The organism is Sinomicrobium pectinilyticum, from assembly GCF_003725735.1.
Lineage (GTDB): Bacteria > Bacteroidota > Bacteroidia > Flavobacteriales > Flavobacteriaceae > Sinomicrobium > Sinomicrobium pectinilyticum.
Genome location: NZ_RJTM01000094.1, coordinates 1 through 21,021, shown reverse-complemented (window position 1 = coordinate 21,021; position 21,021 = coordinate 1). Strand labels below are relative to the sequence as shown.

Genomic DNA, 21,021 nt, shown 5'->3' with positions numbered 1-21,021 from the left:
CGTATTGCGGGGGAAACGTATAAGAGGTATAATATTACTTCCCGGTGCGGTATATTATTTATCGCGAATGAACTTTACGGCTTTTTTATGATAACATGAAAAATGTCTTCCGGAATTATAAGCTGTTTTTATATTCCTTCGGGGTGATGCCATACTTGTTTTTGAACGAAGTGGAGAAATAGTTGGGGGAAGAAAAACCGCAGGCATAGGCAATTTCGGCTATGTTCAGGGAAGTTTGACGGAGCATTTCCCGGGATTTTTCCAGCCTTATACCGCTGACGTATTCATTGGCGCTTATCCCTGACATTGCTTTTATTTTGCGATAGAGTTGTACGCGGGACAGGTTTAATCTCCGGGCAAGTTCTTCTACCGTAAATTGCGGATTATCCAGATGTTGTTCTATAATAGTGTCCAGCCTAGTGCGAAATTCCTGTCCGGCGATCTTTTCTATTTCGTTTTGTTGCAGGGTGATCTTTTCGCTTTGCAGTTCCAGTAATTTTTTCTTTTTGCTGATGACATAGGTGGAATAAATACTGTAAAGTGCCAGGGAAAGGATAAGTACCAGGAAAAAAGTCAGTATTTTGATAAGATTGGTCTGGGTGGCGTATTTCTTTTCCTGTTCCGAGAGTTTTTGCAACTGGTTTTCGATACTTGCTTGCTGGCGGTCGATCTTGTCCAACTGGTTTTTCATAATATCCGCGTTTACGGAATCTATAATTGTGGTACTAAGTATGTTGTTCTTGGAAACAGGTTCGTTCCGGAGGACTTTAAGGGCGAGTTTTATGGCTTCGTTTCCGCCTGTAGGATAAAAGATGGTAGCTTGTAATACCTTGTCCTGGACTAGCTGTATACCGCCGTTCAGGGTGTTGAGCCCATCGACTCCTATGAATTTTATTTTGTTCTCCACGCCTTTTTCCCGGGCCACTTCCCAGGCACTGAGGGCCATGCGATCGTTGTGGGAGAATACATAATCGATATCGTTATGCGCTTCCAGTATATTTCGCAAAGGTTCTTTTACCGATTCGCTTTCCCAGTTGCCGTCTATAGCCGCAACGGCCTCCAGTTTTTCAAACCGGTTTATGATCTGCCCGAATCCCAGGCTTCTCTCGTGGGCCGGGGAAGATCCTTTAAGCCCTTTTATCTCAACGATTTTTATTTTTCCTTCTTTATAGGGAATACCGGAGGCTATATAACGTCCTGCGTTCCTCCCCACTTCTATATTGTCTGCGCCGATATAGGCAGTGTAGCTTTCGTTACCGATTTTCCGGTCAATAACAATTACGGGAATGCCCGCTTTTACGGATCGTTCCACCACTGCGGTAAGGGGCTGGGACTGTATGGGCGAAACAATGATTATATCCGATCGGTCGCCGATAAGCCTTTCGATGTCCTCCACCTGTTTCTCCACATTGTCATCGGCATCGAGTATGGTGAGTTCCACATTGTCATGCAGGGAGGCTTCCAGCCGCATGGATTTGTTCATCTGTTTCCTCCAGTCGTCGGTGGTCATACCTTGAGAGAAACCTATCTTTATCCTGTCTTTATCCTTAAGGCCGGAGCAGGAGAAAACAATGCCTGTTAGGAGAATACAGGCAAAAATGCGACAATAGCGGATTATATCAGAGTTCCCGGAAATTGGCATTACATTGAAAAAAGGACTATAACTATCGTTTTTTTAATTTCAGCCACGAATTCACAGATAATGGGATTGGTTTTCTGAAAATTATTCGTGAATTCGTGGCTAATTTACAAAGAAGCCGATATTTTCTGCCAATTTATAAAATTAAGACCATTTGTGAAGCACGGATTGCGGATTTCACGATTTTTATATCCATAACCGGTTTTTATCTTCCCCGGGCCGACCGGTGTCTTTTTCTTTTTTTCCTCCGGTAAAATTCGATGAAGAGTGCTGTGCAAAGCAGCGCTACTATGGTACCTGAAACGATAATTTGAGAAGAAACCGGGAGTTTTTCATGCTGTATATTTCCGTAGTATACGAATCCGCTCCAATAATAAGGCGATTTTTGGGCCAGGGGGACTTCTTTGTCTTCCAGGTAATCTATTTTGGATTGATGGTTTGCAGCGGAAGCAGAGGCATATTTTTGATAGTTTTGATAAAACAGTGTCATAATCCGGGAGGTAGCGCGGTCATTTACTTTCCACAAAGAGAACAGTATCCTGTTTGCCCCTGCGTACTGAAAACCGCGTGCGAGGCTTATAGCTCCTTCACCGCGCTGTAGTTTCCCGATGCCTGTTTCGCAGGCGCTCAGTACGACAAGGGCGGGCTTTAGTTGTAAGCCATATAATTCGTGAAGTAACATTACATCATCCCGGAATTCTATATTGGCGGGAATTACAAAATTTCCACCGCTGGCGTGAGTGGAAAGGTGAATAATGTCATAATTTCCGGCTTTTTCCAGGAAATTGGCTTTGGTGGCATCTTTTCCGCTTAGGATATCTGCGTCGGTTATGCACCTTATGCTTTCCGCTTCTTCTTCGGAATACCGCAACTCCATAGGAGTGCTTTCAAAAATGGGGAAAATACCCAGAAGTTTTTCTTTTTCAGTATACCGGTATTCTCTGAGATACAGGTCTGCCGAAGTTTGATATACCATTTTTTGCCGTTTCACCAGGAAAGGCATCCGGTTATAATTATCGCTTTGTGCAGGCTCGATCAATAAGGCTTCAAAAGGGATAAAGCCAAGTAATCCGTCCGGTACGATAACCAGGTACTCGGTATTGAGTATTCCGGAGGGAATCAGGGAACGGTAGACCTGGTAAGCACTCCGGCTATAAGCTGTTACGTCATTATTGATACGGGAAGGATTATCAAAGAAGGAAATGAAGTGGCGTATCTCTTCCCGGAGTGCACTGGTATTGTCTTTTCTGTGTAATTCGGCGCCATTTCTACTGAAGGCAAAGATATACAGGTGTTGTTTCCCGGAAAAATAAACGATCATGCTGGCGTTGTCATTCTTCAGTTTATTCCGTAACAGGGGAACGGATATACCGGAAAAGGGAGTTTCAGGATATTTTTCATCGATTTTGTGGCGGAGTGATTTAAGCTCCAGGTTGAGCCGGTTTGAGGTTTTCGTATACAACCGGACGGAATCTTTACCCTGTCCTGTGAGTTGTGCACGTACCAGTTTATTTACGGTATTTTCGTGAATGGAGGACAGGGTGTTTTCTTTCAGGAGCAGGGAATCCCCCGGAAATTTTTCTGCCAGTGATTTTTGAGAAATAGCGCCTTTTAAGGCAGATGCTTTGCTTCGTTCTGCATAGAAGAAGGCTCTTTCGAGATAATGATCTTTATTCGTGTTTTTATAAGTATTGTAGAGCAGGTCTATACATTTTTCACTTCGTATCCGGTTATCGTTGCCGTGCAGGATTTTTGTTTCCTGCGATATGATTTGTTTCTGTAGTAATCCGGTTACATAGAAACTAAGTTCGTAATAGTAAAGGCTGGTTTCCATGTCGTTCTCCAACGAAGCCAGGGCATCAAAAATGGCGATCAATGTATTTTCGGGATATAGTGTTTCCCTGTTTGGTAAAGCGTTTTTATTATGGTTTGGTAAAAGAAAACCAAGAGCTGTGTAAAGAAGTTTCCTGGCCTGTGCCGTATCGCCATTTATCGTAGATAATTCGGATTTTTCCACGTATAAGCGGGCAATATCCCTTGCCTGGGATGGTTGTTCCCGTATGGCTTTTTCGGCAAGATCGAGGTATTGTTGTGCCAATATTACCTGATCCCGGTTTTTGGCAAGCTGAGCCATATTGCGGTACATGGGGGAAGTGATTTCCGGGTTTGTCTGTGTTGCCTGTTTCAGGATAGCTTCCGATTTTTCATATTCTTCCAGTGCAAAATAATTAGTGGCAAGATTGTTCAGTAGTAATGCTTTTTGTTTTGTATCAGGAACCGTATTTTTAAGATATTTTTCCAGTAACCGGATAGCGGTGTGAAAATTTCCGGTATTATGGTATACTACGGAGAGATTGAGTACCGCAGCAACCCTTTGGACCCGGTTTCCCTGTTCTTCGGCCAGAAACAAATAAGATTTTATAGTATTTTCGGCCTGGGTGAAGTTTCCTGATATCGTATAAAGGTTGCCAAGTGGCTTCAGGCAATATTCTATGATGTCGTAATCGGTTAGTTGATGGTCCTGATAGTTTTTCCAGGCGCTTTCGTAACAGGCAATAGCCTTCTGCGACATTCCCGATTTCCGGTAATGGTATCCCATATTACAGCGAAGTATAAGCATGGCTGTGTGCTCCCGGGGAGTCACTGCCTGTTTTTCAAAAGCGGAGGCTTTTTCCTCCAGCCGCTTGAAAATATGCGGGGCGGAGGCTTTCGCCAGCCTGTCCACAGTGTGGTATATGCTGTCCGTAAGCTGTCCCTGTAACGGAATGACTGACAGGAGACAAAACAATAAAAGTAAATTTTTTTTCACGCCGTATGTTTTTTGTATTGTACAATACTGCTCCATAATTTTACGGAACATTAGAACTTCCATATGGCATAGAGTTGTACCTGGCTGTTAGGGGCATTGAAATGATAGACATATCGTGCGCCGATACTCGGGCCTATCCTGGCGAATCCTGCATTGAATCCTATAAAAACCCCGCTCTGGAAACTGGTGAACGACCTCGTGGTTTCTGTTTGTGTGACAAAATCTTTGGTGTCGTCACGAAAATCCACACCCTCGGAGGGGATGAGGAGCGAATACGCTCCGGTATCGGTAATACAATGCCTGCTGCTCAGGTTGGTTTTGAGTTGCACCCCGGTACCGACGGCAAGGTAATTGTTGAGGTTGTACCTGTAGGATACCGGGACGAGGTATAGCGATATGTTCCGGTATTCATTAAGCGATTCCACATCATAGGAGTCCGTAAAACCATTATCGTTTACAACTTCATCCGTAAACTGTTTTACTTCTTCAAAAGACGCCGCCGAGACCATAAGTTCAGCCTGGAGGTACCCGCGATAGGATTTATATGGTGAAATGGTAACACCTGCAAAATATTCGCGGTGGTTGTCGAGGTCCGGGCTTATCATGTATCCGGCCTTGGCGCCGACGGAGATATCAGGCAGAAAACGGGTGGTAGCATAATTTGTAATAATAGGTTCGTTCTTATCAAAATAGATGGCTGTCCGGCTTTTGGTTTTCCTTTTGTGAAAATCTTTTGCCAGTTTTATACGGTATTTTACAAAGCCTTTGGTAGAATCGTATTCCTGTACGTTTTTCTGTTCGCTACCCGGGAGGTAGATATTTTTGAAGGTGAAAATTGCCTTTTTTTCGGTAAAGGCAGTGTCAATACAACTGTAGGTGATGTCTTTTTCTTTCGGGCAAACGGGACATTCGGGGTAGAGACTCTCAATCTCCAGCGTACTTTTGTCAAACATATCGGGAATATCGGTTTCCAGGCGTATGGTCCGGGCAGGACCCTCACCATTATTCTGAAATCTTGTTTTGAACCGAAAGGTCTTGAACCGTACCAGGCGATAGTTCATAATGGTGGCGTTGGAAGACATTTTGTTGGGATCGTGTGAGGTAACAATCTCCATTTCCATTTCCTTTATTTTGTGATTGTCATAATTTTCGTCGGGGACATAGATGCTCCTCACGGTAATAATGGCACTGGTATCCTTTAACATTTCGGGAGTGGTACGAAGTGTGAAAAAGATATTTCGTTCTTCAGCGGGAGACATTCCTTCAAACTCCAGGATACTCCAGTCTTTGTAATACGCCTTGGATTCTTCGAGAGTGAAGGGAAGGTTGATTTTTTCCGTACTGTCCTGCCATTGTTGTTTCGGGTAAAGCATTTCTTTTTCGGCGGAGGCCAGCAGAGTGCCATCCTGCATCACATTACCGGTGTATACAAAATCTTCACCCGTTCGGACCTTTTCTCCGTGATAAGTACGGGTATCCGTAAGTTCGAAGTTATCCGTCTTGTATTTCAGTTCATTATAAAAAAGATATAATTTACCGCTCGTAACATATTCTTTGGGATTTTTATAGCTGAGCACTACTACCATATCTTCTGCCGGGACGGGTTCGCGGTTTCTTTGCAGGATGAGGTAGTCTTCCATGGTAGCCTGGTCTTTATAGGTTTCCGTAACCTTATCCACTTTTATTTTCTGCGGACGGGTGGCAGGTGTTTTCCCATTGTCGTAATGATTGGTCACCCATAAGTTTACCTCGTATTCTCCCTCTCTTTTATAATGGTGCTTCGGTTCTTTGTCCCGACTGAAGTCACCATCCCCGAATTCCCAGAAATAGGAGTAATAGGCTTTGGGAGCCCCGGCGATCTGTATAAGGGCCGGGGGCATGGGAATGAGATCTACCGTGTTGCCCGATATATGGTAATCGAAAATAGCGGTACGTTGCAAGGTATCGGAAAGTTGTGTTTCCTGAGCGAAAGCGGACCGGAATACAATGATTAAAATTAAAGAGGTAAAAATCCGCATATGATTATTTCATTTATAAAAGATGTTAAAAACCAGGCTTTCCTTTTTATAAAGCCTTTTTCAGGGCTGTTATATCATATTCTTTATAATTATATCCGGAAGACGATTTAATTGTTACCCTTTATTGTCTTATTTTTTTGTACCCGGAAAACAAAAGTAGGTTAGGGGAGCTTGGCTATAACCGACAGCAGTTCTGTGAGGGTTGCCGTGCTTGTTTCGCTATGGGCTATGGTATATATCTTATCTGCTTCTGCAGTTATGCTTTTTACGGCATAGCGCCATTGTTCACCTTCTGCGGAAATAAACAACAGGTGTATGTCCAGGTTCGGGGAAAATTGCCGGTAAGGATCTGTAAACATAGATGTTTTGTTGTCCCAGTAAAGTTGTGCAATCGCATGTTTTTCATCGGCATAAGCCAGGTAAACGGCAGCATTTTCACCATTATACCCATCGCTTGCCAATACCTGTATACCCGCTTTTTCTCCGGGGTAGTTTGCTGCATGGGCGATGCCTTTCCATCCGTTACCGGAAACATAGGTTACATAATAACCGTTTTCCGTAAAAAACTCACCTTCCGTATACACATTCCAGAAGAAACTGTCGTTTTCATTTTCCATACCTTCCCAAAGGAACATATCCTCTGCAGCATCCCCGGTTTGGGAAATGGGAACTCGTATCTGTATTCCACAGTCACTTACTATCTGTTGTCCGTCCCGGGTAAGGTTGAGATAAAAGAATCTTTCGCCTATGAGAAGCGATCTTATTTGTTCGGTTATCTGCCCCATAGAAGGCTTGTTGGTAACCAGCATATCGTTCCGGTCATACAATTCGATGAATTCCAGGGTTATATCTCCATCGATGAGCTGGCCATCTGCAGAGGTAAAGCAGCCCTGGGGTATGATGATCATCATACCGTTGTCGGAAGTATGTTCCAGTCCCTGTTCTGCCTGAAAGATTATATTAGTGGAAAGCGTTTCCCGGGCGGTTTCCTGCAGGTTAATGAATTCCTGTGGCGCCGGAGCTTCGAAGTTCATTTCCTGCAGGGGCTCGTCGCAACAGGTGTCCCGGTTACAGCCGGATAACAGCAGGAACAACGAAAAAAAATGCAGAAATGATGCGAATTTCATAACATCGGTGGTTTTGGCTGGTTTCTCAAATGTAGCGAAAAAGTTTGTATCCGGAATGAGATAAAACAGATAAACGGGCGGTAAATATGAAAGTGATTGGGGCATGAGGTGTTGCGATAAAAAGGAAATCCCGCAACCTGTGATCGGCCAGGGCGGGATTTCTGCATGAACAAACCTAAAAAACCAGATATATTTTTACGGCAGTGCGCTTATGGCATCGACCAGGTCTTCTTCGCTGCCCGTGGTCGTGTCTTCGAGCGTAAACGTGTAAATGTCGTTCTCGGCCACGGTAACTCCCCGGATAGCGTATCGCCACTGACCGTCTTCCTCGGTAACAAAGATGACGTGCATTTCCAACCCTACCGGGATCTGTCCGTAATGTTCTGAAAAAGTACCCGTATTGGCATCGAAAGTGTCCAACAGGGCCAGGGCATTTCCCTCGCCGTCATAAGAGAGGTATACGGCACAATTTTCGTTGGTAAAGCCTTCGGGGACCTGTACCTGCAATGTGGTTTTGGGCCTTGGGTCATTGTAGAAGCGGTCTACATTGGTCCAGCCGAATTCGCCGAAGAATGCAAAATACTGGTCGCCTTCTGCAAATACACCGTTTTCCTGTCCGTTATCATTCTCTTCCTCTTCGTCCCATACCAGGTTACCGTCATTGTCTATGATCCCTGTCCAAAGGGTCATATCCTGGTCCGGCCCTCCGGTCAGGTCTGCCGGGATTGTCATTTGCATGTTGCAGCCGGATTCCAGTGCTTCCCCGTTTTGGGTGACATTTACATAGAATTCTCCTCCGGATATAAGAAGCGTTTTGTCACCTTCCGGAGTGAGTCCCATAGTAGGCTTGTTGGCCGGGAGCATATTTTCCTTTTCGAAAAATTCCATAAATTCCAGGTCTACTTCGCCGGTAACCGCATCCCCGTCGAGCGTAAGGCATCCGGGGAATATATTCAGGGTTACCCCGTTTTCCGAAGTGAAAGTAATACCGTCTTCCGCATTGAACTGGGCAGTCTGTAACCGGTCTTGCAGGGCAGCGTCCCTCAAACTGTTAAACGCCTCGGCTGTCGGAGGATCGAATGGGGGTTCTTCTATGGGGGTGATCCCTTCGTCATCACTTAAACAACCTGTGAACAGAAGTGCTGACAGAACTAAGATGGCCAATGGTGTTTTTACATTTTTCATGATTTCTTCTTTTTGGATTAATATTTTATTTTCTTATAGGATTTTTAAACTCGGTGATCTTCGGAGGTTATTGTCTCGGCTGGCTGAAAATCATTTTTGACATAATGACTTCACCGGAAGCGACGAGAGCAATCATTTTATGAGCGTAATCTTCGGTTGAAGCATAACCTTTTGCATATCCGGTAGCTGTTTCAACTTCCCAGAAATAATTTCTCTTTTCATTGTTTTTTGCTTCGTTTTCCGGCACATAAAAGCTTACTATTTCCTTTTCTATTACAAACTCTCCCCGGCTTACCATGGCTATCATAGTGTTGGCATGTTCCGTATTTGGTGAAGTTCCTTTATACACACCTTTATCTGTTTTTACAGACCAATCATAAACTTTTGTAATATGGTCTTTTATGATTTCCGCAACTTCGGCTGAAGTGCTTAAGGTCATTTTTTTATTTGCGGCATTTACATTCAAAAAAGTAAATACTGCGATTGCGATAATTAAAACTGAATTTCTCATAACGTACTGTTTTTGGGTTTTGATAATTTCTTTTTTTTGAGTGAAACTCTTTCTCTGTTTCATCTTTATATCAAATAGCCCGTTATTTTGTTACCCCTCTGCGAAAACTTTTTTATTTTAGTTCGGTAATTCTGTTGGTATGGCGGAAAGTAAAATACATGAAGACCAGAAGTATGTAGACGGTCTGTTGCAACACAATGCATTGGTTATAAAGTCTATTTATGACAGGTTTGTACCCAAAGTGGTGCATTACATCCGTAACAACAGCGGAAATAGCAATGATGCGGAAGATATTATCCAGGAGGTGTTGGTTATTATTTACAACCAGGCGAGGGATAAAGGCCTGCAACTTAGTTGCCCGTTCGATGCTTATTTTTTTCTGCTATGCAAAAGGAAATGGCTGAACCAGTTAAAAAAATCTTCCGGGAGGGAGGTAACAACAGGTGATGAAAACGTATATAAGGACGAAGGTGCGGAAGAACTGGTTATGGAAGCAGATATTTTCAGTGAAAAAGAAGAGCTTTTCACCGTAATGTTTAATCGTCTCGGTAAGGTGTGCAGGGAGTTGCTGCAAACATCTTTCCGTTTAAAATCGATGGAAGAGGTAGCGGAAGCACTGAGTATAACCTATGCTTACGCCCGAAAGAAGAAATCACTTTGCATCGGAAAGCTAACCGAAATGATCCGCCGGTCACCCGAATATGAAAAAATAAAATCCTCCTGACGATGGAAGAGCAAGACTACATTTTATTTGAGGACTATGTTTCCGGTACACTTTCCGAGGAGGAAAAGCAGAAACTGGAAGAGCGTTTGCAATATGACGATGAATTAAAGGAATCTTTCACGGTGTATAAGGAAGCATCGGTCTACCTCGACCGTACTTTCGGCAAAACGGAAGATACGGAGGCCTTCCGGGATAAGATATCGGCTATATCAAAAGAATACTTTCGTAAAGATACGGAACCCAGCAAGGGTATACGTAAGCTGAGGCCCTGGCAGATAGCTGTGGCTGCGAGTATACTGGTAATACTGGGGATTTTCTTTTTCCGAAGGACAGGTATGCCCGTTTATGAGGATTATGCGGATTACCCACAGTTGAGCCTTACGGTAAGGGGAGGGGAGAATACCTTATTGAAGCAGGCGGAAACTGCTTTTAACGAAGGAGATTACGGAAAAGCATCGGTCTTGTTTGAAGACATACTGAAAGCGGACAGGACCAATGCGGAAATATCGTTCTACTATGCCGTATCCCTTGTAGAACTGGGCAGGTATGAAGAAGCAGATACCGGGTTTTCCGCATTGATGGCTTCGCGTTCGGTATTCCGCACAGAGGCCATATGGTATGGGGCATTGAGCAAACTCAGGCAAAAAGATTATAAGGCCAGTGCGGGACTCCTGGAACAGATTCCGGAAGGTGATGACAGGTACGCCCAGGCACAAAAACTGCTGAAAAAACTGCCGGAATAGCGAACAAAGAGCCACGGCGTTTCGGTTAGTCGAAACGTATGAACATATCATTAAAGTTAAAGGTCACTTTCTCAAACTTTCCGATAAGGTCCTGACCTATGTTGCCGAGGTAGTGGTTATCCGGTTTCAGGGCTTCTTTCAGAACAATAATCGAGTCTATGGCAACCTGCTTATTGCCGACTTCCGGGGAAAAGGTGATATACATTCCCTTTTTGGTTATAAGACCTCCTGCTCCGCCTATCGTAACATCCGTTTCTTTATAGGTCTCTTTCAGCTGTTTCTCATTTTTTGAATAATATGTACTGTATAACATACTGCTCATAGCCCCGGTATCCAAAGTATAGGTACCTGCGCCCGTCTTGTCTTTCAGGTAAATGAGCGGGGTGAGAAAATCTATGGCAAGGTTTCTTTCTTCACCGGAAGTTTGTTCCAGGGGCACGATAAACCTGTCGTCCCGGGTAATCTGTATTTCTTTCATGCCTTCGATGACAGGGAATCCTATGATGCCATGTATCTGGTAGTCTATCTGCGGGAAGGCAAGGGCCTCGTCCGGGAATACCAGAAAAACCGCGTTGCGGACCGTCAGGCTTCCAAGATGCAGTTTCGGGGCTATGGCGATCCTTGACTTGATCTGGTGCCCGGTAATAGCATCTACATTTATGGTGCCATCAAGTAGTTTCAGGCCGAAGCGTTTGGCAGCCGTTTCGGTTATGGTAGAGAGGTTGGCCCCGGTGTCAAAAACAAAATACTGTTCTTCGGGACCCAGGGAAACCAACAGGTTCTGCAGTTGTGCCTTGTCCCGGGAAATCTTCAGGTTCACGGTGCTGTTTATTTCGATTTTCTGTTTTGGCTGCTCTTCCAGCGCTGACCAGATGGCCAGGGAATTTCCATAATCCTCCTCTTCTTCGTCTGTCATGCGGTCTGTATATTCCGAAAGCAAAAGGGAAAGCGTTTCTTTTGCTTTTTTATAATCGTATAATTTGGAATAATTGACATGACCTATGGAAAGTATCCTGAATTTAAGGCTGTCTGATATTTCCGAAGCGTGTTTTTCCAGGAGCAGGTTCATCTTTTGGATGGATGAATCCGGACGGTTAAAAACATTGTTCAGAAAAACACCGGCCTTCAGCCTGTGGAGTTCGGAGAGGCGATCAGCGTTCTCCGAGTATATTTCACGGGCACGGAAATAGTCCTTTGCATTGATCAGGGAGTCGATTTGGAGATAGAGGTCTTCGTTACCCGGCTGATCTGCCTGGCCGTTTACTATTGCGGTGAGAAGGAGGGAAAGGCTTATGATTGCCTTATATACGGAACGTGTAGGGATCATTTTCAGGTTTGTTAAGAAAAATATATCGATCGGATGAGTTAAAATTAGAAATAAAATCCGTAACTCGTATTTTCTTCTGACGTTTTTAATTCAGATAAAGCCCGTATATGAGAAAGCACAATGCTATTTTCCCGTATTGAGCGCCGTAGTTTTCTTTTTCCCGGAAGCAAAATCGTAGGCTATGCCTGCCATACATCCCCAGGAGAAATACCACAGCAGTTCGGTTAACGGGATGTTTCCGAGTACGGTAGCCCCGTAGGGAGTGCCGGAGAGGAGCCCGTACAGATCCCAGTAGGTAGGCGATATGAGGTTAAAAAGTACCGTATAACCCGGAATGATGAGCAGCAGGGTGAGTATTCCGGAGCCCAGTAGGGGGATCCACAGGTCTTTCCGGATAGAGGCCATTATTATTGAAAAAATGATAAAGGCAACGGAACTGACAAAAATAGAATAGAACCCCAGCCAGTTACTCAAAAGGAAAAGCGCCCCGATCCCCGTGAGAAAAAGGAAGGCAAAGTGTCTTTTCCTACGTTGTTCCCCGTTGGAAATGCTTTTCCGGAAAACCACATCATATACCGATACGGCCAGACCCGTAATAAAGAATCCGAACAGAAAATCTTCCGGTGACACGGTAGCCAGTCCCACGGAGGAAGGAGGGCGCCAGTAGTCGCGAAAATACCAGAACTCTGCGGCCAGTCCCGCAAGGCCACCGATTATACTTGTTTTTAATATTTTTCTTCTCAAATCTGGCCTGGAACAAAAGAAAACAATCCAGGGCACACATAAAAACACGGAAATGAAGAGATAGATGTATTGATCCATGGAGGTGTGATACAGGTTGGTTTAATGCCCTTAAAGTTAGTAAATTGGTTTTACATCCGGAAATTTCCGTGTTTTCAATGGAACCTGATAACGGTATTGGGTGCCGGCCTTTCCCGGTGTTTTTCCTGTCCGGAATCTCTGTTTACCGGGGTCCAGGGCATTTCTCCGAAACGGGAAAAATCTTTATAAGAGCCGAGAAGGGTGAACTGTTCAAACAGGAAGGGGAGACCTTCCGCACCGAGCGGGGAATCGGAATCGGCTACATGCAGGTGCAGGTGGGGATCGGTGGACTGTCCGGTAAAACCGAGTGAAGCAATAACTTCACCTTTTTTAACTTTTTGTCCCGGCCTTACCCGGATACTTCCCGGCTTCAGGTGTTCATAGAATACATAACGGTCCCCGCTGATCTTCAGGGATACATAATTCCCGGTAGCCTTTCCCGAAGGGTATCGGGGATGCCCTGAAATGGTAGCACTTTCCATAAAGTCATCCCTGGCCGATGCTACCGTACCGTCTGCAACGGCGAGTATATCAGCGCCATATCCGTACCGGTTTTTAACCAGGTCTTCATCGCCTTTTGCAAGTTTGCCTTTACTGTCCGTTTGCATAAAGTCAATGGCAAAACGCCCGGGTATCCGCACTTTTCCTCCTTCGGTATAGAACACCCTGCGGTGCCCGCGTTCCCAGTCCGGACTATAGATCGCGGTCCAGGGACCGTCACGTAGCGGTGGACCGAGAACCACCGTGGTTTTGTGCGGTTCAAGGACTGGTCCTGCGAAAGAAACCGTTTTGATTTCGGCATTCTCCGGATGTATAAACTGAAGGTGGTGTACAAGTGTTTTGTCTTTTGTGGCGGGGGGGAGGGTAAATTCCATAAAAATAACACTGGCTCCTCCCGGCGGTAAGACATTGTCTGGAAGTGGTTTTTCCGTGCCTGCTGCTTTGTGTCGAAACTGCCACTCATCACCGGTGACGGAAAAAACGGGAATGCTGTCCGGTAACCCCTGTACATCCAGCCGGGTAAATTTAACGGGGGTGTCAGAGAAATTGGCAATGTGCAGTTCGTAATAAACCGTGGGTTTTCCGTTTATGGTGACAATTTCCGGCAGATGTTTTATGTGTACATCCGGAGTTTGCACGTATTCCTGCCCGAAAAATATACCGGGTAGTAAAATAAACAATTCCAGGCACAATCTTTTTATTCGCGGAGCCATAACATTTATTGTTTCTCCCGTTTTTGTGGAATTTATGATGACTAATATACTTAAATTTCTATAGCTGTACACTTTGAAATTTGTTTTCAGATTGTCTTTTTTTGGAGAATTCAATCTGTAAACATACAACAATGTATATGCATGGATTTCAGTATGGTAATAATTTTATCGATGTCGATATGGTAACCTTCCGCCCGAAGTATCCTGTCACAATCTTCCAGGTCAAAGTTAAAACGGATATGGGGAAAGTGATAGGACAATGCGAGAATACAACTGTCCGCAGCGATATCGTCCTGTACATTTGTCTTGAAAATCTCCACTATGCTCCGTATGTTATTTTTCATATGTTCAGAATGTTAATGCCTGAAAAACGGTCGTGAACAGCGTTTTAGTCCAGGTTATATTTTAACCCGATATTGAAGTAAAGCATGTTTTCCAGGTCAAAATTATACAGGGCGTTATCATCCAGCTTATAATTCTGGATCTGCATTTCATTGAAAATGGTATATCCCCCTTCCGCGAACAGGGAGAAGTATTTACCTATGCGATGATGATATCCCAGTCCGCCTACTACTGCAATATGCGATAACCTGTTTTTTTTATTTTCCTGTCCCGGGAGGATAGCTTTGGTGATATTGGCTAATGTCCAGTCCAGTTTAATAAATGGCTGAAGAGCTATCTTCCGATTTATATTGTAATTGATGTAAGTACTGGGAACACCTAAGTGATACGACCATTTTTTATCAATTATTTTGTAATAAGAAATTACCCCGATGGGAAATCCTAGTTGCAGATCATATGCCATTCCGAATAAAAAGAAAGAGGTGAGATCTTTCCCCGATAGTATCGCCACTGTGTAGGCGGTAAGCGAAAAATCCCTGAATTGCAGATTGCCGTTGAGATTGGAAGATATACCGGGTTCCACGACAGTCATTAACTTCCACCTGTTATTGAATGTTTTTATCCATCCTGTCTTTAAGGAAGCCGTGTGAAATCTTTCGAGGGAGGAAGTTGAAAACGGGTGAGACCTTTTTTCGAAACTGAAGGTTGAATGTGTATAGGATGCACCTATCACCAGGGCATTCCCTTTTTTGCTCGTAGGAAAGGTATTCTGAAAGGAAAAGCCGGATTTAAGCATGTGTGTTCCCGCATTTTCGGGAAGCAGGGTAGAAGAGACGGACAAGCCATCTTCCTGCTGGGCGTAGCCAAGATTAAAACCTGTTAATAAGGCTACCGCGATAAATTTTTTCATGAATTTGCCTGTTTTAATTTTCCAGACAAACATAGGAATCGGTAACCTGTAGGAATTGTACAATTTCGACAACAGTGCGACAGGAAAGGAGGTTTTGTTCTGTGGTGCACACCAGTGCAAATTGTTTTTTCCGGAATTCCCGTGGCGTGAGGTTGGTTATCTGTTTGAATTCGCGAATAAAATGAGATTGGTCGTAGTATCCGGATGCATAGGCCACCTCTGTTAAAGAGGTATTTGCCGAGTGGTACATATGCCGGACGGCATTATTGATCCGTTTAATCTTTAGCAGTTCGGAGGGGCTCAGTCCTATGATCTTTTTAAATTTTCGTTCGATGGTTTTGTAATTGGTGCTGTATAATTTGCCGAGATCATTTATTTTTAAAGGATTTTCGGGGAGTAACAGGCTATTTATGCAGGATTTTACAAACCGGTAATCACTTACAAAGTCTGTTCCGGAAAGTTTGTTGAGTAAAAAGTTTTCGAGAATTTTTATTCTGTCCGTATCATTCGGGGCTTCAAATATCTGTTCTTCCAGAAGGAGATACTCCTTTCCAAGTAAAATATCCAGGGGATAATTACTGTTGGCAAAGAGATGAGCAGGAATACCCAAAAAAGGGAATGCTCCGCCGGGTTTAAACCTTACGCAGAAATGTTTAAGTCTTCCTGGAAGCACAACATGTGAAGACTTACTTTGAATACCGGAAACATGGGAATCTTTAACACATTCTTTTTTACCGTTTTTTACTTCCGTATGGGGATCGCCGAAATTAAATACCAGTTCTATGTTTCCGTCCGGGATAAACGATTCCATGTCCCGGGGAGAGATGGTGTTGGTCACGTCCGTACTCCAGAAACATTCCACATATTCCGACAGTGCCGAATGCGGTTTATATTCAATGTATTTCATTTTGCAGAGAGGTATGACCTATCAACGGGAATACCGGCTTTATAGTATTTGATCTTTTTATTCAGGATTTTAAAAGATCAGTTCCACATGTATCTGATAGGTATGTAGAATGTTCTTCACCTTTTCCGTATCTATACGGATGTCCTCTATGCGCAATATCCGGTCGCAATCTTCCAGGTCGAAGTTGATGGTGGCTTCCGGAAAATTGTCGAGCAGCACGGAAACCACTTTGTCAGCCATGATTTCATCCCGGACATTGGTTCGGAAAATTTCCACGGTAGATTCAAAATTGTATACGGGCATGGTTATTCTTTTTTGGGATATACCTCATTAGTCCGGGTTTTAAGGAAAATGTTACAGGTCACCACCCGATAGTTTGTCCGTCTTCTACAACATGGCCAGGCCGGATCATGGAAGTCATAATAAAAATGTCTTTCTTCCCGACACGGAGGTTCTCCGACAGGATTTCCAGCAGGTTTTGTTGTATGTTAAGGATATCTTCTTCGGCCCACAGGGTAGGGAGATAGAGATTTACCATAACCTCATAAGACTTCCCGGCCTGTAGAAAGTTACTGACCAGGTTTATACATATATCCTTTTCTGCTACCCCGATACGCATGCCCCATTCCCTGACCATAGTATCCAGCAAAGTCCGCGGGATATCCTGTCGCTTTACAAAACAATGGGCTATGGGCATAGCAGGTGATTTTTTAAAATTTGCGTTCCTGGAACGGTAAGCCTTTTCCGTCTTCGCAATACTCTTTCAGGCTCAGGAGGAACATTCCCCAGTTATAATTGCACCAGCGGTAGAATTCCGTCACTTTTCTCCAGTCAGTATGCTTCAGTACCACGGCGGTTACACCGTCTTTTTCGGTAAGATCGAATATCACCGAAGTGCCAACCCACTCCGGATCGGATTCCACACACTTCCATACGATCTTGCTGTGTTCTGTCAGATGCTCCACTTTCATTTTGGTTGCGTAGCCATCGTCAAAATCAAATTCGTTGATATAGCCTACCTCCGGTTTTACGTTCAGTTTCTGTGTCCATACTTCTGATAAACCTTTTTCGGTAGCGAGTGCCGTATATACTTCGGAAACAGGTGCTTTAATATAGTTGATATGCTCTATGTCTGCCATGGTTAATTGTTGTTCAGGTTATTTTTTATTCGTTTACAGGACAGTTTACCATCCATGATTTTAAATTGATATGAGGTGACTTGAGGGCTAAATTAAGTGATTACACCTCTTTTCAAGGAGTTTATAATGCCATTTTATAGGGGGATTCGGGACAAAATTGTATCTTTAAAGGCTTGTTTTGCACGATTTTTTTTAAAATAAGTCCCTGTTGTTTAATTGTTTGTGCTACAATTAAGAGGGATTTTCATAGATGGAATATATATCTTTAAACTAGAATCATCTGTATAAAAACCAAATATCCCAATGGAGTTATCTATTTTATTGACATCTCATCATCGCCTGCTGAGTGTGGCTGCCATGCTGGATGTTTTCCAGTCGGTAAACCGGTATTTCACCGAAGCGGGGGCCCCTCCTTTCTTTGATATCCAATTGCTTTACGGTGCGGATGAACGCTACAAAGATCGGTATAGCGAATTTACGACAAGACCCGTGACGGAGGTAGAGTGTACGGACCTGGTACTGATCCCAGCCTTTGCTTCGGAAGATATCAGGACCCTGATCGGGGAAAACCGCGAGATCATCCGATGGTTGCACGAACAGCACAGGCAGGGGGTAGAAATCGCCAGTTTTTGCACCGGGGCTTTTCTGCTGGGCGCATCGGGGTTGTTGAACGGAAAGAAAGCCACTACGCATATTAATGCCACCACAGCCTTTGCCAACAGTTTCCCGAATGTTTTGCTGCAGGCCAGGGAAATACTCACCGAAGACGGAGGTATCTATACCAGCGGAGGGGCTACTAACAGCTTTCACCTGATGCTTCACCTTATTAAAAAATATTGCGGGGTAGAGACCGCTATTTATATTTCCAAGATGTTTGCCATAGATATGGACCGGGAACAACAGGCTTGTTACGGTACGTTTACTCCCAATCGCAACCACGGCGATGAACTGGTAAAGGGCATCGAACAATATATCCACGAAATGTACCCGGAGATACAGACCATTGAAGAGATAGTAAACGAAGTCCCCGCCAGTCGGCGCAATATGGTCAGGCGGTTTAAGAAGGCAACAGGAGTTACCCCTATAGTTTACCTTCAGAAAATACGTCTGGAAGCTGCCAAAAAAATGCTGGAACAGACCAATAAGAGCATCATGGAGATTATGCTGGATGTAGGTTACCGTGACGAAAAATCATTCCGGAAGCTGTTTAAAAGGAATACGGGGACCACGCCTGTGGCTTATCGTGAAAAGTTCAAAGGGGTAGTGCTGAACGCATAAAAGGTAATGAAAGTGTGGTAAGTAGATGTTATTTTGGTAATTCCTGAGCCTTAAACGAGTTTATCAGTGACCTATTCCGAAAACAAAGGGGATTCTTTTGCTAATAAAAACAGCATTGTTTAGGCCTGAAATCGTTGTTTTTAGTCAAAATATAACGAGTTTAGGTCAAAATAAGGACCTGTTTAGGTGAAAAATAGATGTTTTTGCATAAAACAAAGAACATTTTAGCCAACGTATCGTTAATTTTAAATGAAATAGGATAATACCCAGCCTCATCTTCCAAAAAGAGAATCGTTTTAGCTAAAAAGGAGATCATTTTGCCTAAACAAGACATCTTTTTACCTAACCGGGAGGTTGACCCACCTAAACGGAGCCACGTTTTGGCCAAATCCTGTCCCTTTTTAGCTAAAGTATTGTTACTATGGGTTAAAGATCAGGGCTTCCGGGCTTAACGTTTAGGTTTTAGACGTAAAGCTTTGGCCGCGATACTTAAAAAATTAATGCGGGTAGTTTGTCTATGGTACGTCCGGGGGTATTCGTGTCATCTTCGGTTAAGATCCCTCCTCCATAAAACAGTCCGGGGAAACCGGAAAGACTACGGGAACATAATTAGTAGTGCACCCGGAGGCACAGGCTTCGTTGAAACCCAGACTCCAATCTTCTGATTATCTTGGTAAGACCACTGGAAATGCTCGTGTAAAGCAAATGTTATTTTAAGGATAAACCTTACCCCTTTACAAGGGGTTTTGCGATATTATTAGTAGTTTTGATAATGTTAAAAAAATATTAAATATGATGAAACTCTACGCTGCCAGATTGTCTGTCCTGTTCGTAACCCTCGTATGTCACAGTCTTGGACTGTACGCACAGGTACCTTCTTACTACAACGGGACAGATGTAAACCAAACGGGCAATAACCTGAAAACGGAACTTGCCGCCCTGATCACACAAACTCATACCACGGAACTGAGTTACACCCCCGGAGTATGGGAAGCGCTGAAACAAACAGACCTTGATCCGGATAACCCGGAAAATGTGTTGCTGATTTACGGTTATAACGATAATGACGGTAATATAAAGACCGACCGGACCGGGGACAAGGATAACAACGGAGGGAATACGGGAGACTGGAATCGCGAACATGTCTTTGCCAAATCACTCGGTAACCCTAACCTGGGAACCTCTGGCCCCGGGTCGGATGCACATCATTTACGGGCTTCGGATGTAGGGTTTAACGCAGACAGAGGTAATCTCCCCTTTGCCGATGCCAGTGGAAATGCAAGAAAAGTAAGCAACTCCTGGTACCCGGGTGATGAATGGAAAGGAGATGTTGCCCGGATGGTAATGTATATGTACCTCCGTTACGGAAATCGCTGTCTGCCTTCTGCCGTAGGGACGGGACCGCAGGTCTACAGTAATGAGATGATGGACATTTTCCTGGAATGGAATGCCGAGGACCCGGTTTCGCAATACGAAATAAACCGGAATAATATACTGGAAAATTTACAGGGGAACCGAAACCCCTTTATTGACAATCCCGCTTTTGCCACATCCATATGGGGCGGCCCGCAAGCCGAAAACCGTTTTGGCAACAGTCCGGCTCCCATCGCAAATATTCTTATCAATGAGGTTGACTCCGATACACCGGGGGTAGACACAATGGAATTTATAGAGCTCTATGACGGCGGAACAGGAAATACTTCCCTCGACGGTATGGTGGTAGTATTGTATAATGGCTCCAATGATCAGAGTTATGCCGCTTATGACCTTACGGGATACAGCACCAATGCGGAAGGATATTTCGTTTTGGGGAATGAGGATGTACCCAATGTATCCGTTGTTTTTCCGGGCAATACCCTTCAGAACGGTGCAGATGCGGTAGCATTGTATAGCGGTACCGCAGCGGACTTTCCGGAGGGTACCGCGCTTACCACAACAGACCTTATTGATGCTGTTGTATATGATACTGATGATGCGGATGATGCGCAATTGCTTACGCTTCTGAATTCCGGCCAGCCTCAACTGAATGAAGCAGGGGCAGGTGATAAAGATAACCATTCCCTTCAGCGTATGCCTGACGGAGCGGGAGGGGCAAGGAACACTTCTTCCTACAGTACGGCTTCACCTACACCGGGGGCAGCTAACGGCAACGGAGAGGACAACAGAACAGGCGTTCTTATCAACGAGATAGATGCCGACACTCCCGGAACGGATACTATGGAATTCGTAGAACTTTATGACGGCGGAACGGGAAATACTTCTCTCGACGGTATGGTGTTGGTGCTTTATAACGGTTCCAACGATGCGAGTTATGCTGCTTTTGACC

19 protein-coding genes are annotated in these 21,021 nt (G+C 44.2%); 4 read left to right on the top strand and 15 right to left on the bottom strand.

Annotation, left to right across the window (positions count from 1 at the left end; translation table 11 throughout):
* Nucleotides 1-115: 115 nt before the first annotated feature.
* The 6 genes from ED312_RS13450 to ED312_RS13425 all read right to left on the bottom strand — a co-directional run bounded on the left by ED312_RS13450 (nt 116) and on the right by ED312_RS13425 (nt 9,352).
* A complete protein-coding gene (locus tag ED312_RS13450) occupies nt 116-1,642 on the bottom strand; it encodes an AraC family transcriptional regulator (RefSeq protein ID WP_123216536.1) in 1,527 nt (508 codons plus the stop codon).
* A gap of 202 nt (nt 1,643-1,844) precedes the next feature.
* A complete protein-coding gene (locus ED312_RS13445; protein ID WP_170164514.1) occupies nt 1,845-4,448 on the bottom strand; it encodes a CHAT domain-containing protein in 2,604 nt (867 codons plus the stop codon).
* A 50-nt stretch (nt 4,449-4,498) separates the two neighbouring features.
* Nucleotides 4,499-6,466, bottom strand: a complete 1,968-nt coding sequence (locus ED312_RS13440; RefSeq protein ID WP_123216534.1) for a PKD domain-containing protein — start codon at nt 6,464-6,466, stop codon at nt 4,499-4,501.
* A 161-nt stretch (nt 6,467-6,627) separates the two neighbouring features.
* On the bottom strand, nt 6,628-7,593 hold the full coding sequence (locus tag ED312_RS13435; protein WP_148044291.1) for a hypothetical protein: 966 nt from the start codon (nt 7,591-7,593) through the stop codon (nt 6,628-6,630).
* Nucleotides 7,594-7,788: 195 nt separating this feature from the next.
* Complete coding sequence (locus ED312_RS13430; protein ID WP_123216532.1) at nt 7,789-8,778, bottom strand: hypothetical protein; 990 nt, start codon at nt 8,776-8,778, stop codon at nt 7,789-7,791.
* A 67-nt stretch (nt 8,779-8,845) separates the two neighbouring features.
* Nucleotides 8,846-9,352 carry a hypothetical protein gene (locus tag ED312_RS13425; protein ID WP_123216531.1) on the bottom strand — a complete coding sequence of 169 codons (507 nt, stop codon included), beginning with the start codon at nt 9,350-9,352 and terminating at the stop codon, nt 8,846-8,848.
* Between the two features lie 76 nt (nt 9,353-9,428).
* Between ED312_RS13425 and ED312_RS13420 the strand changes: the two genes are divergently transcribed.
* On the top strand, nt 9,429-10,013 hold the full coding sequence (locus ED312_RS13420; RefSeq protein WP_123216530.1) for an RNA polymerase sigma factor: 585 nt from the start codon (nt 9,429-9,431) through the stop codon (nt 10,011-10,013).
* A gap of 2 nt (nt 10,014-10,015) precedes the next feature.
* Nucleotides 10,016-10,756 (top strand): tetratricopeptide repeat protein, encoded by a 741-nt coding sequence (locus ED312_RS13415; protein WP_123216529.1) that lies wholly within the window; start codon nt 10,016-10,018, stop codon nt 10,754-10,756.
* A gap of 25 nt (nt 10,757-10,781) precedes the next feature.
* Here the strand turns inward: ED312_RS13415 and ED312_RS13410 are convergent, their stop codons facing one another.
* The 9 genes from ED312_RS13410 to ED312_RS13370 form a co-directional block, all read right to left on the bottom strand.
* Complete coding sequence (locus ED312_RS13410) at nt 10,782-12,083, bottom strand: retropepsin-like aspartic protease (protein ID WP_123216528.1); 1,302 nt, start codon at nt 12,081-12,083, stop codon at nt 10,782-10,784.
* Between the two features lie 123 nt (nt 12,084-12,206).
* Nucleotides 12,207-12,827, bottom strand: coding sequence for a hypothetical protein (locus tag ED312_RS13405; RefSeq protein WP_148044290.1), 621 nt, complete (start codon nt 12,825-12,827; stop codon nt 12,207-12,209).
* Nucleotides 12,828-12,979: 152 nt separating this feature from the next.
* A complete protein-coding gene (locus tag ED312_RS13400) occupies nt 12,980-14,119 on the bottom strand; it encodes a M23 family metallopeptidase (protein WP_148044289.1) in 1,140 nt (379 codons plus the stop codon).
* Nucleotides 14,120-14,229: 110 nt separating this feature from the next.
* Nucleotides 14,230-14,463, bottom strand: coding sequence for a hypothetical protein (locus ED312_RS13395; RefSeq protein WP_123216525.1), 234 nt, complete (start codon nt 14,461-14,463; stop codon nt 14,230-14,232).
* Between the two features lie 44 nt (nt 14,464-14,507).
* Nucleotides 14,508-15,371 (bottom strand): DUF6268 family outer membrane beta-barrel protein, encoded by an 864-nt coding sequence (locus ED312_RS13390; RefSeq protein WP_123216524.1) that lies wholly within the window; start codon nt 15,369-15,371, stop codon nt 14,508-14,510.
* A gap of 13 nt (nt 15,372-15,384) precedes the next feature.
* Nucleotides 15,385-16,278 (bottom strand): helix-turn-helix domain-containing protein, encoded by an 894-nt coding sequence (locus ED312_RS13385; protein WP_123216523.1) that lies wholly within the window; start codon nt 16,276-16,278, stop codon nt 15,385-15,387.
* A 69-nt stretch (nt 16,279-16,347) separates the two neighbouring features.
* Nucleotides 16,348-16,581, bottom strand: coding sequence for a hypothetical protein (locus tag ED312_RS13380; RefSeq protein ID WP_123216522.1), 234 nt, complete (start codon nt 16,579-16,581; stop codon nt 16,348-16,350).
* Between the two features lie 58 nt (nt 16,582-16,639).
* The gene (locus ED312_RS13375) at nt 16,640-16,975 is read right to left on the bottom strand and encodes a hypothetical protein (protein WP_123216521.1); all 336 of its coding nucleotides are present in this window, start codon (nt 16,973-16,975) and stop codon (nt 16,640-16,642) included.
* Nucleotides 16,976-16,988: 13 nt separating this feature from the next.
* Complete coding sequence (locus ED312_RS13370; RefSeq protein ID WP_123216520.1) at nt 16,989-17,417, bottom strand: SRPBCC family protein; 429 nt, start codon at nt 17,415-17,417, stop codon at nt 16,989-16,991.
* Between the two features lie 303 nt (nt 17,418-17,720).
* Here ED312_RS13370 and ED312_RS13365 point away from each other — a divergent pair, with 303 nt between their 5' ends.
* Nucleotides 17,721-18,695 (top strand): GlxA family transcriptional regulator, encoded by a 975-nt coding sequence (locus ED312_RS13365; RefSeq protein WP_123216519.1) that lies wholly within the window; start codon nt 17,721-17,723, stop codon nt 18,693-18,695.
* Nucleotides 18,696-19,487: 792 nt separating this feature from the next.
* The coding region (locus ED312_RS13360; RefSeq protein ID WP_206363256.1) for an endonuclease at nt 19,488-21,021 on the top strand (1,534 nt) is incomplete at its 3' end.

Coding starts and splice junctions, on each gene's coding strand:
- ED312_RS13415 (WP_123216529.1), top strand. CDS start 10,016: ATGGAAGAGCAAGACTACATTTTATTTGAGGACTATGTTTCCGGTACA.
- ED312_RS13435 (WP_148044291.1), bottom strand. CDS start 7,593: ATGAAATTCGCATCATTTCTGCATTTTTTTTCGTTGTTCCTGCTGTTA.
- ED312_RS13420 (WP_123216530.1), top strand. CDS start 9,429: ATGGCGGAAAGTAAAATACATGAAGACCAGAAGTATGTAGACGGTCTG.
- ED312_RS13450 (WP_123216536.1), bottom strand. CDS start 1,642: ATGCCAATTTCCGGGAACTCTGATATAATCCGCTATTGTCGCATTTTT.
- ED312_RS13400 (WP_148044289.1), bottom strand. CDS start 14,119: ATGGCTCCGCGAATAAAAAGATTGTGCCTGGAATTGTTTATTTTACTA.
- ED312_RS13375 (WP_123216521.1), bottom strand. CDS start 16,975: ATGCCCATAGCCCATTGTTTTGTAAAGCGACAGGATATCCCGCGGACT.
- ED312_RS13390 (WP_123216524.1), bottom strand. CDS start 15,371: ATGAAAAAATTTATCGCGGTAGCCTTATTAACAGGTTTTAATCTTGGC.
- ED312_RS13440 (WP_123216534.1), bottom strand. CDS start 6,466: ATGCGGATTTTTACCTCTTTAATTTTAATCATTGTATTCCGGTCCGCT.
- ED312_RS13425 (WP_123216531.1), bottom strand. CDS start 9,352: ATGAAACAGAGAAAGAGTTTCACTCAAAAAAAAGAAATTATCAAAACC.
- ED312_RS13430 (WP_123216532.1), bottom strand. CDS start 8,778: ATGAAAAATGTAAAAACACCATTGGCCATCTTAGTTCTGTCAGCACTT.
- ED312_RS13370 (WP_123216520.1), bottom strand. CDS start 17,417: ATGGCAGACATAGAGCATATCAACTATATTAAAGCACCTGTTTCCGAA.
- ED312_RS13395 (WP_123216525.1), bottom strand. CDS start 14,463: ATGAAAAATAACATACGGAGCATAGTGGAGATTTTCAAGACAAATGTA.
- ED312_RS13385 (WP_123216523.1), bottom strand. CDS start 16,278: ATGAAATACATTGAATATAAACCGCATTCGGCACTGTCGGAATATGTG.
- ED312_RS13365 (WP_123216519.1), top strand. CDS start 17,721: ATGGAGTTATCTATTTTATTGACATCTCATCATCGCCTGCTGAGTGTG.
- ED312_RS13410 (WP_123216528.1), bottom strand. CDS start 12,083: ATGATCCCTACACGTTCCGTATATAAGGCAATCATAAGCCTTTCCCTC.
- ED312_RS13380 (WP_123216522.1), bottom strand. CDS start 16,581: ATGCCCGTATACAATTTTGAATCTACCGTGGAAATTTTCCGAACCAAT.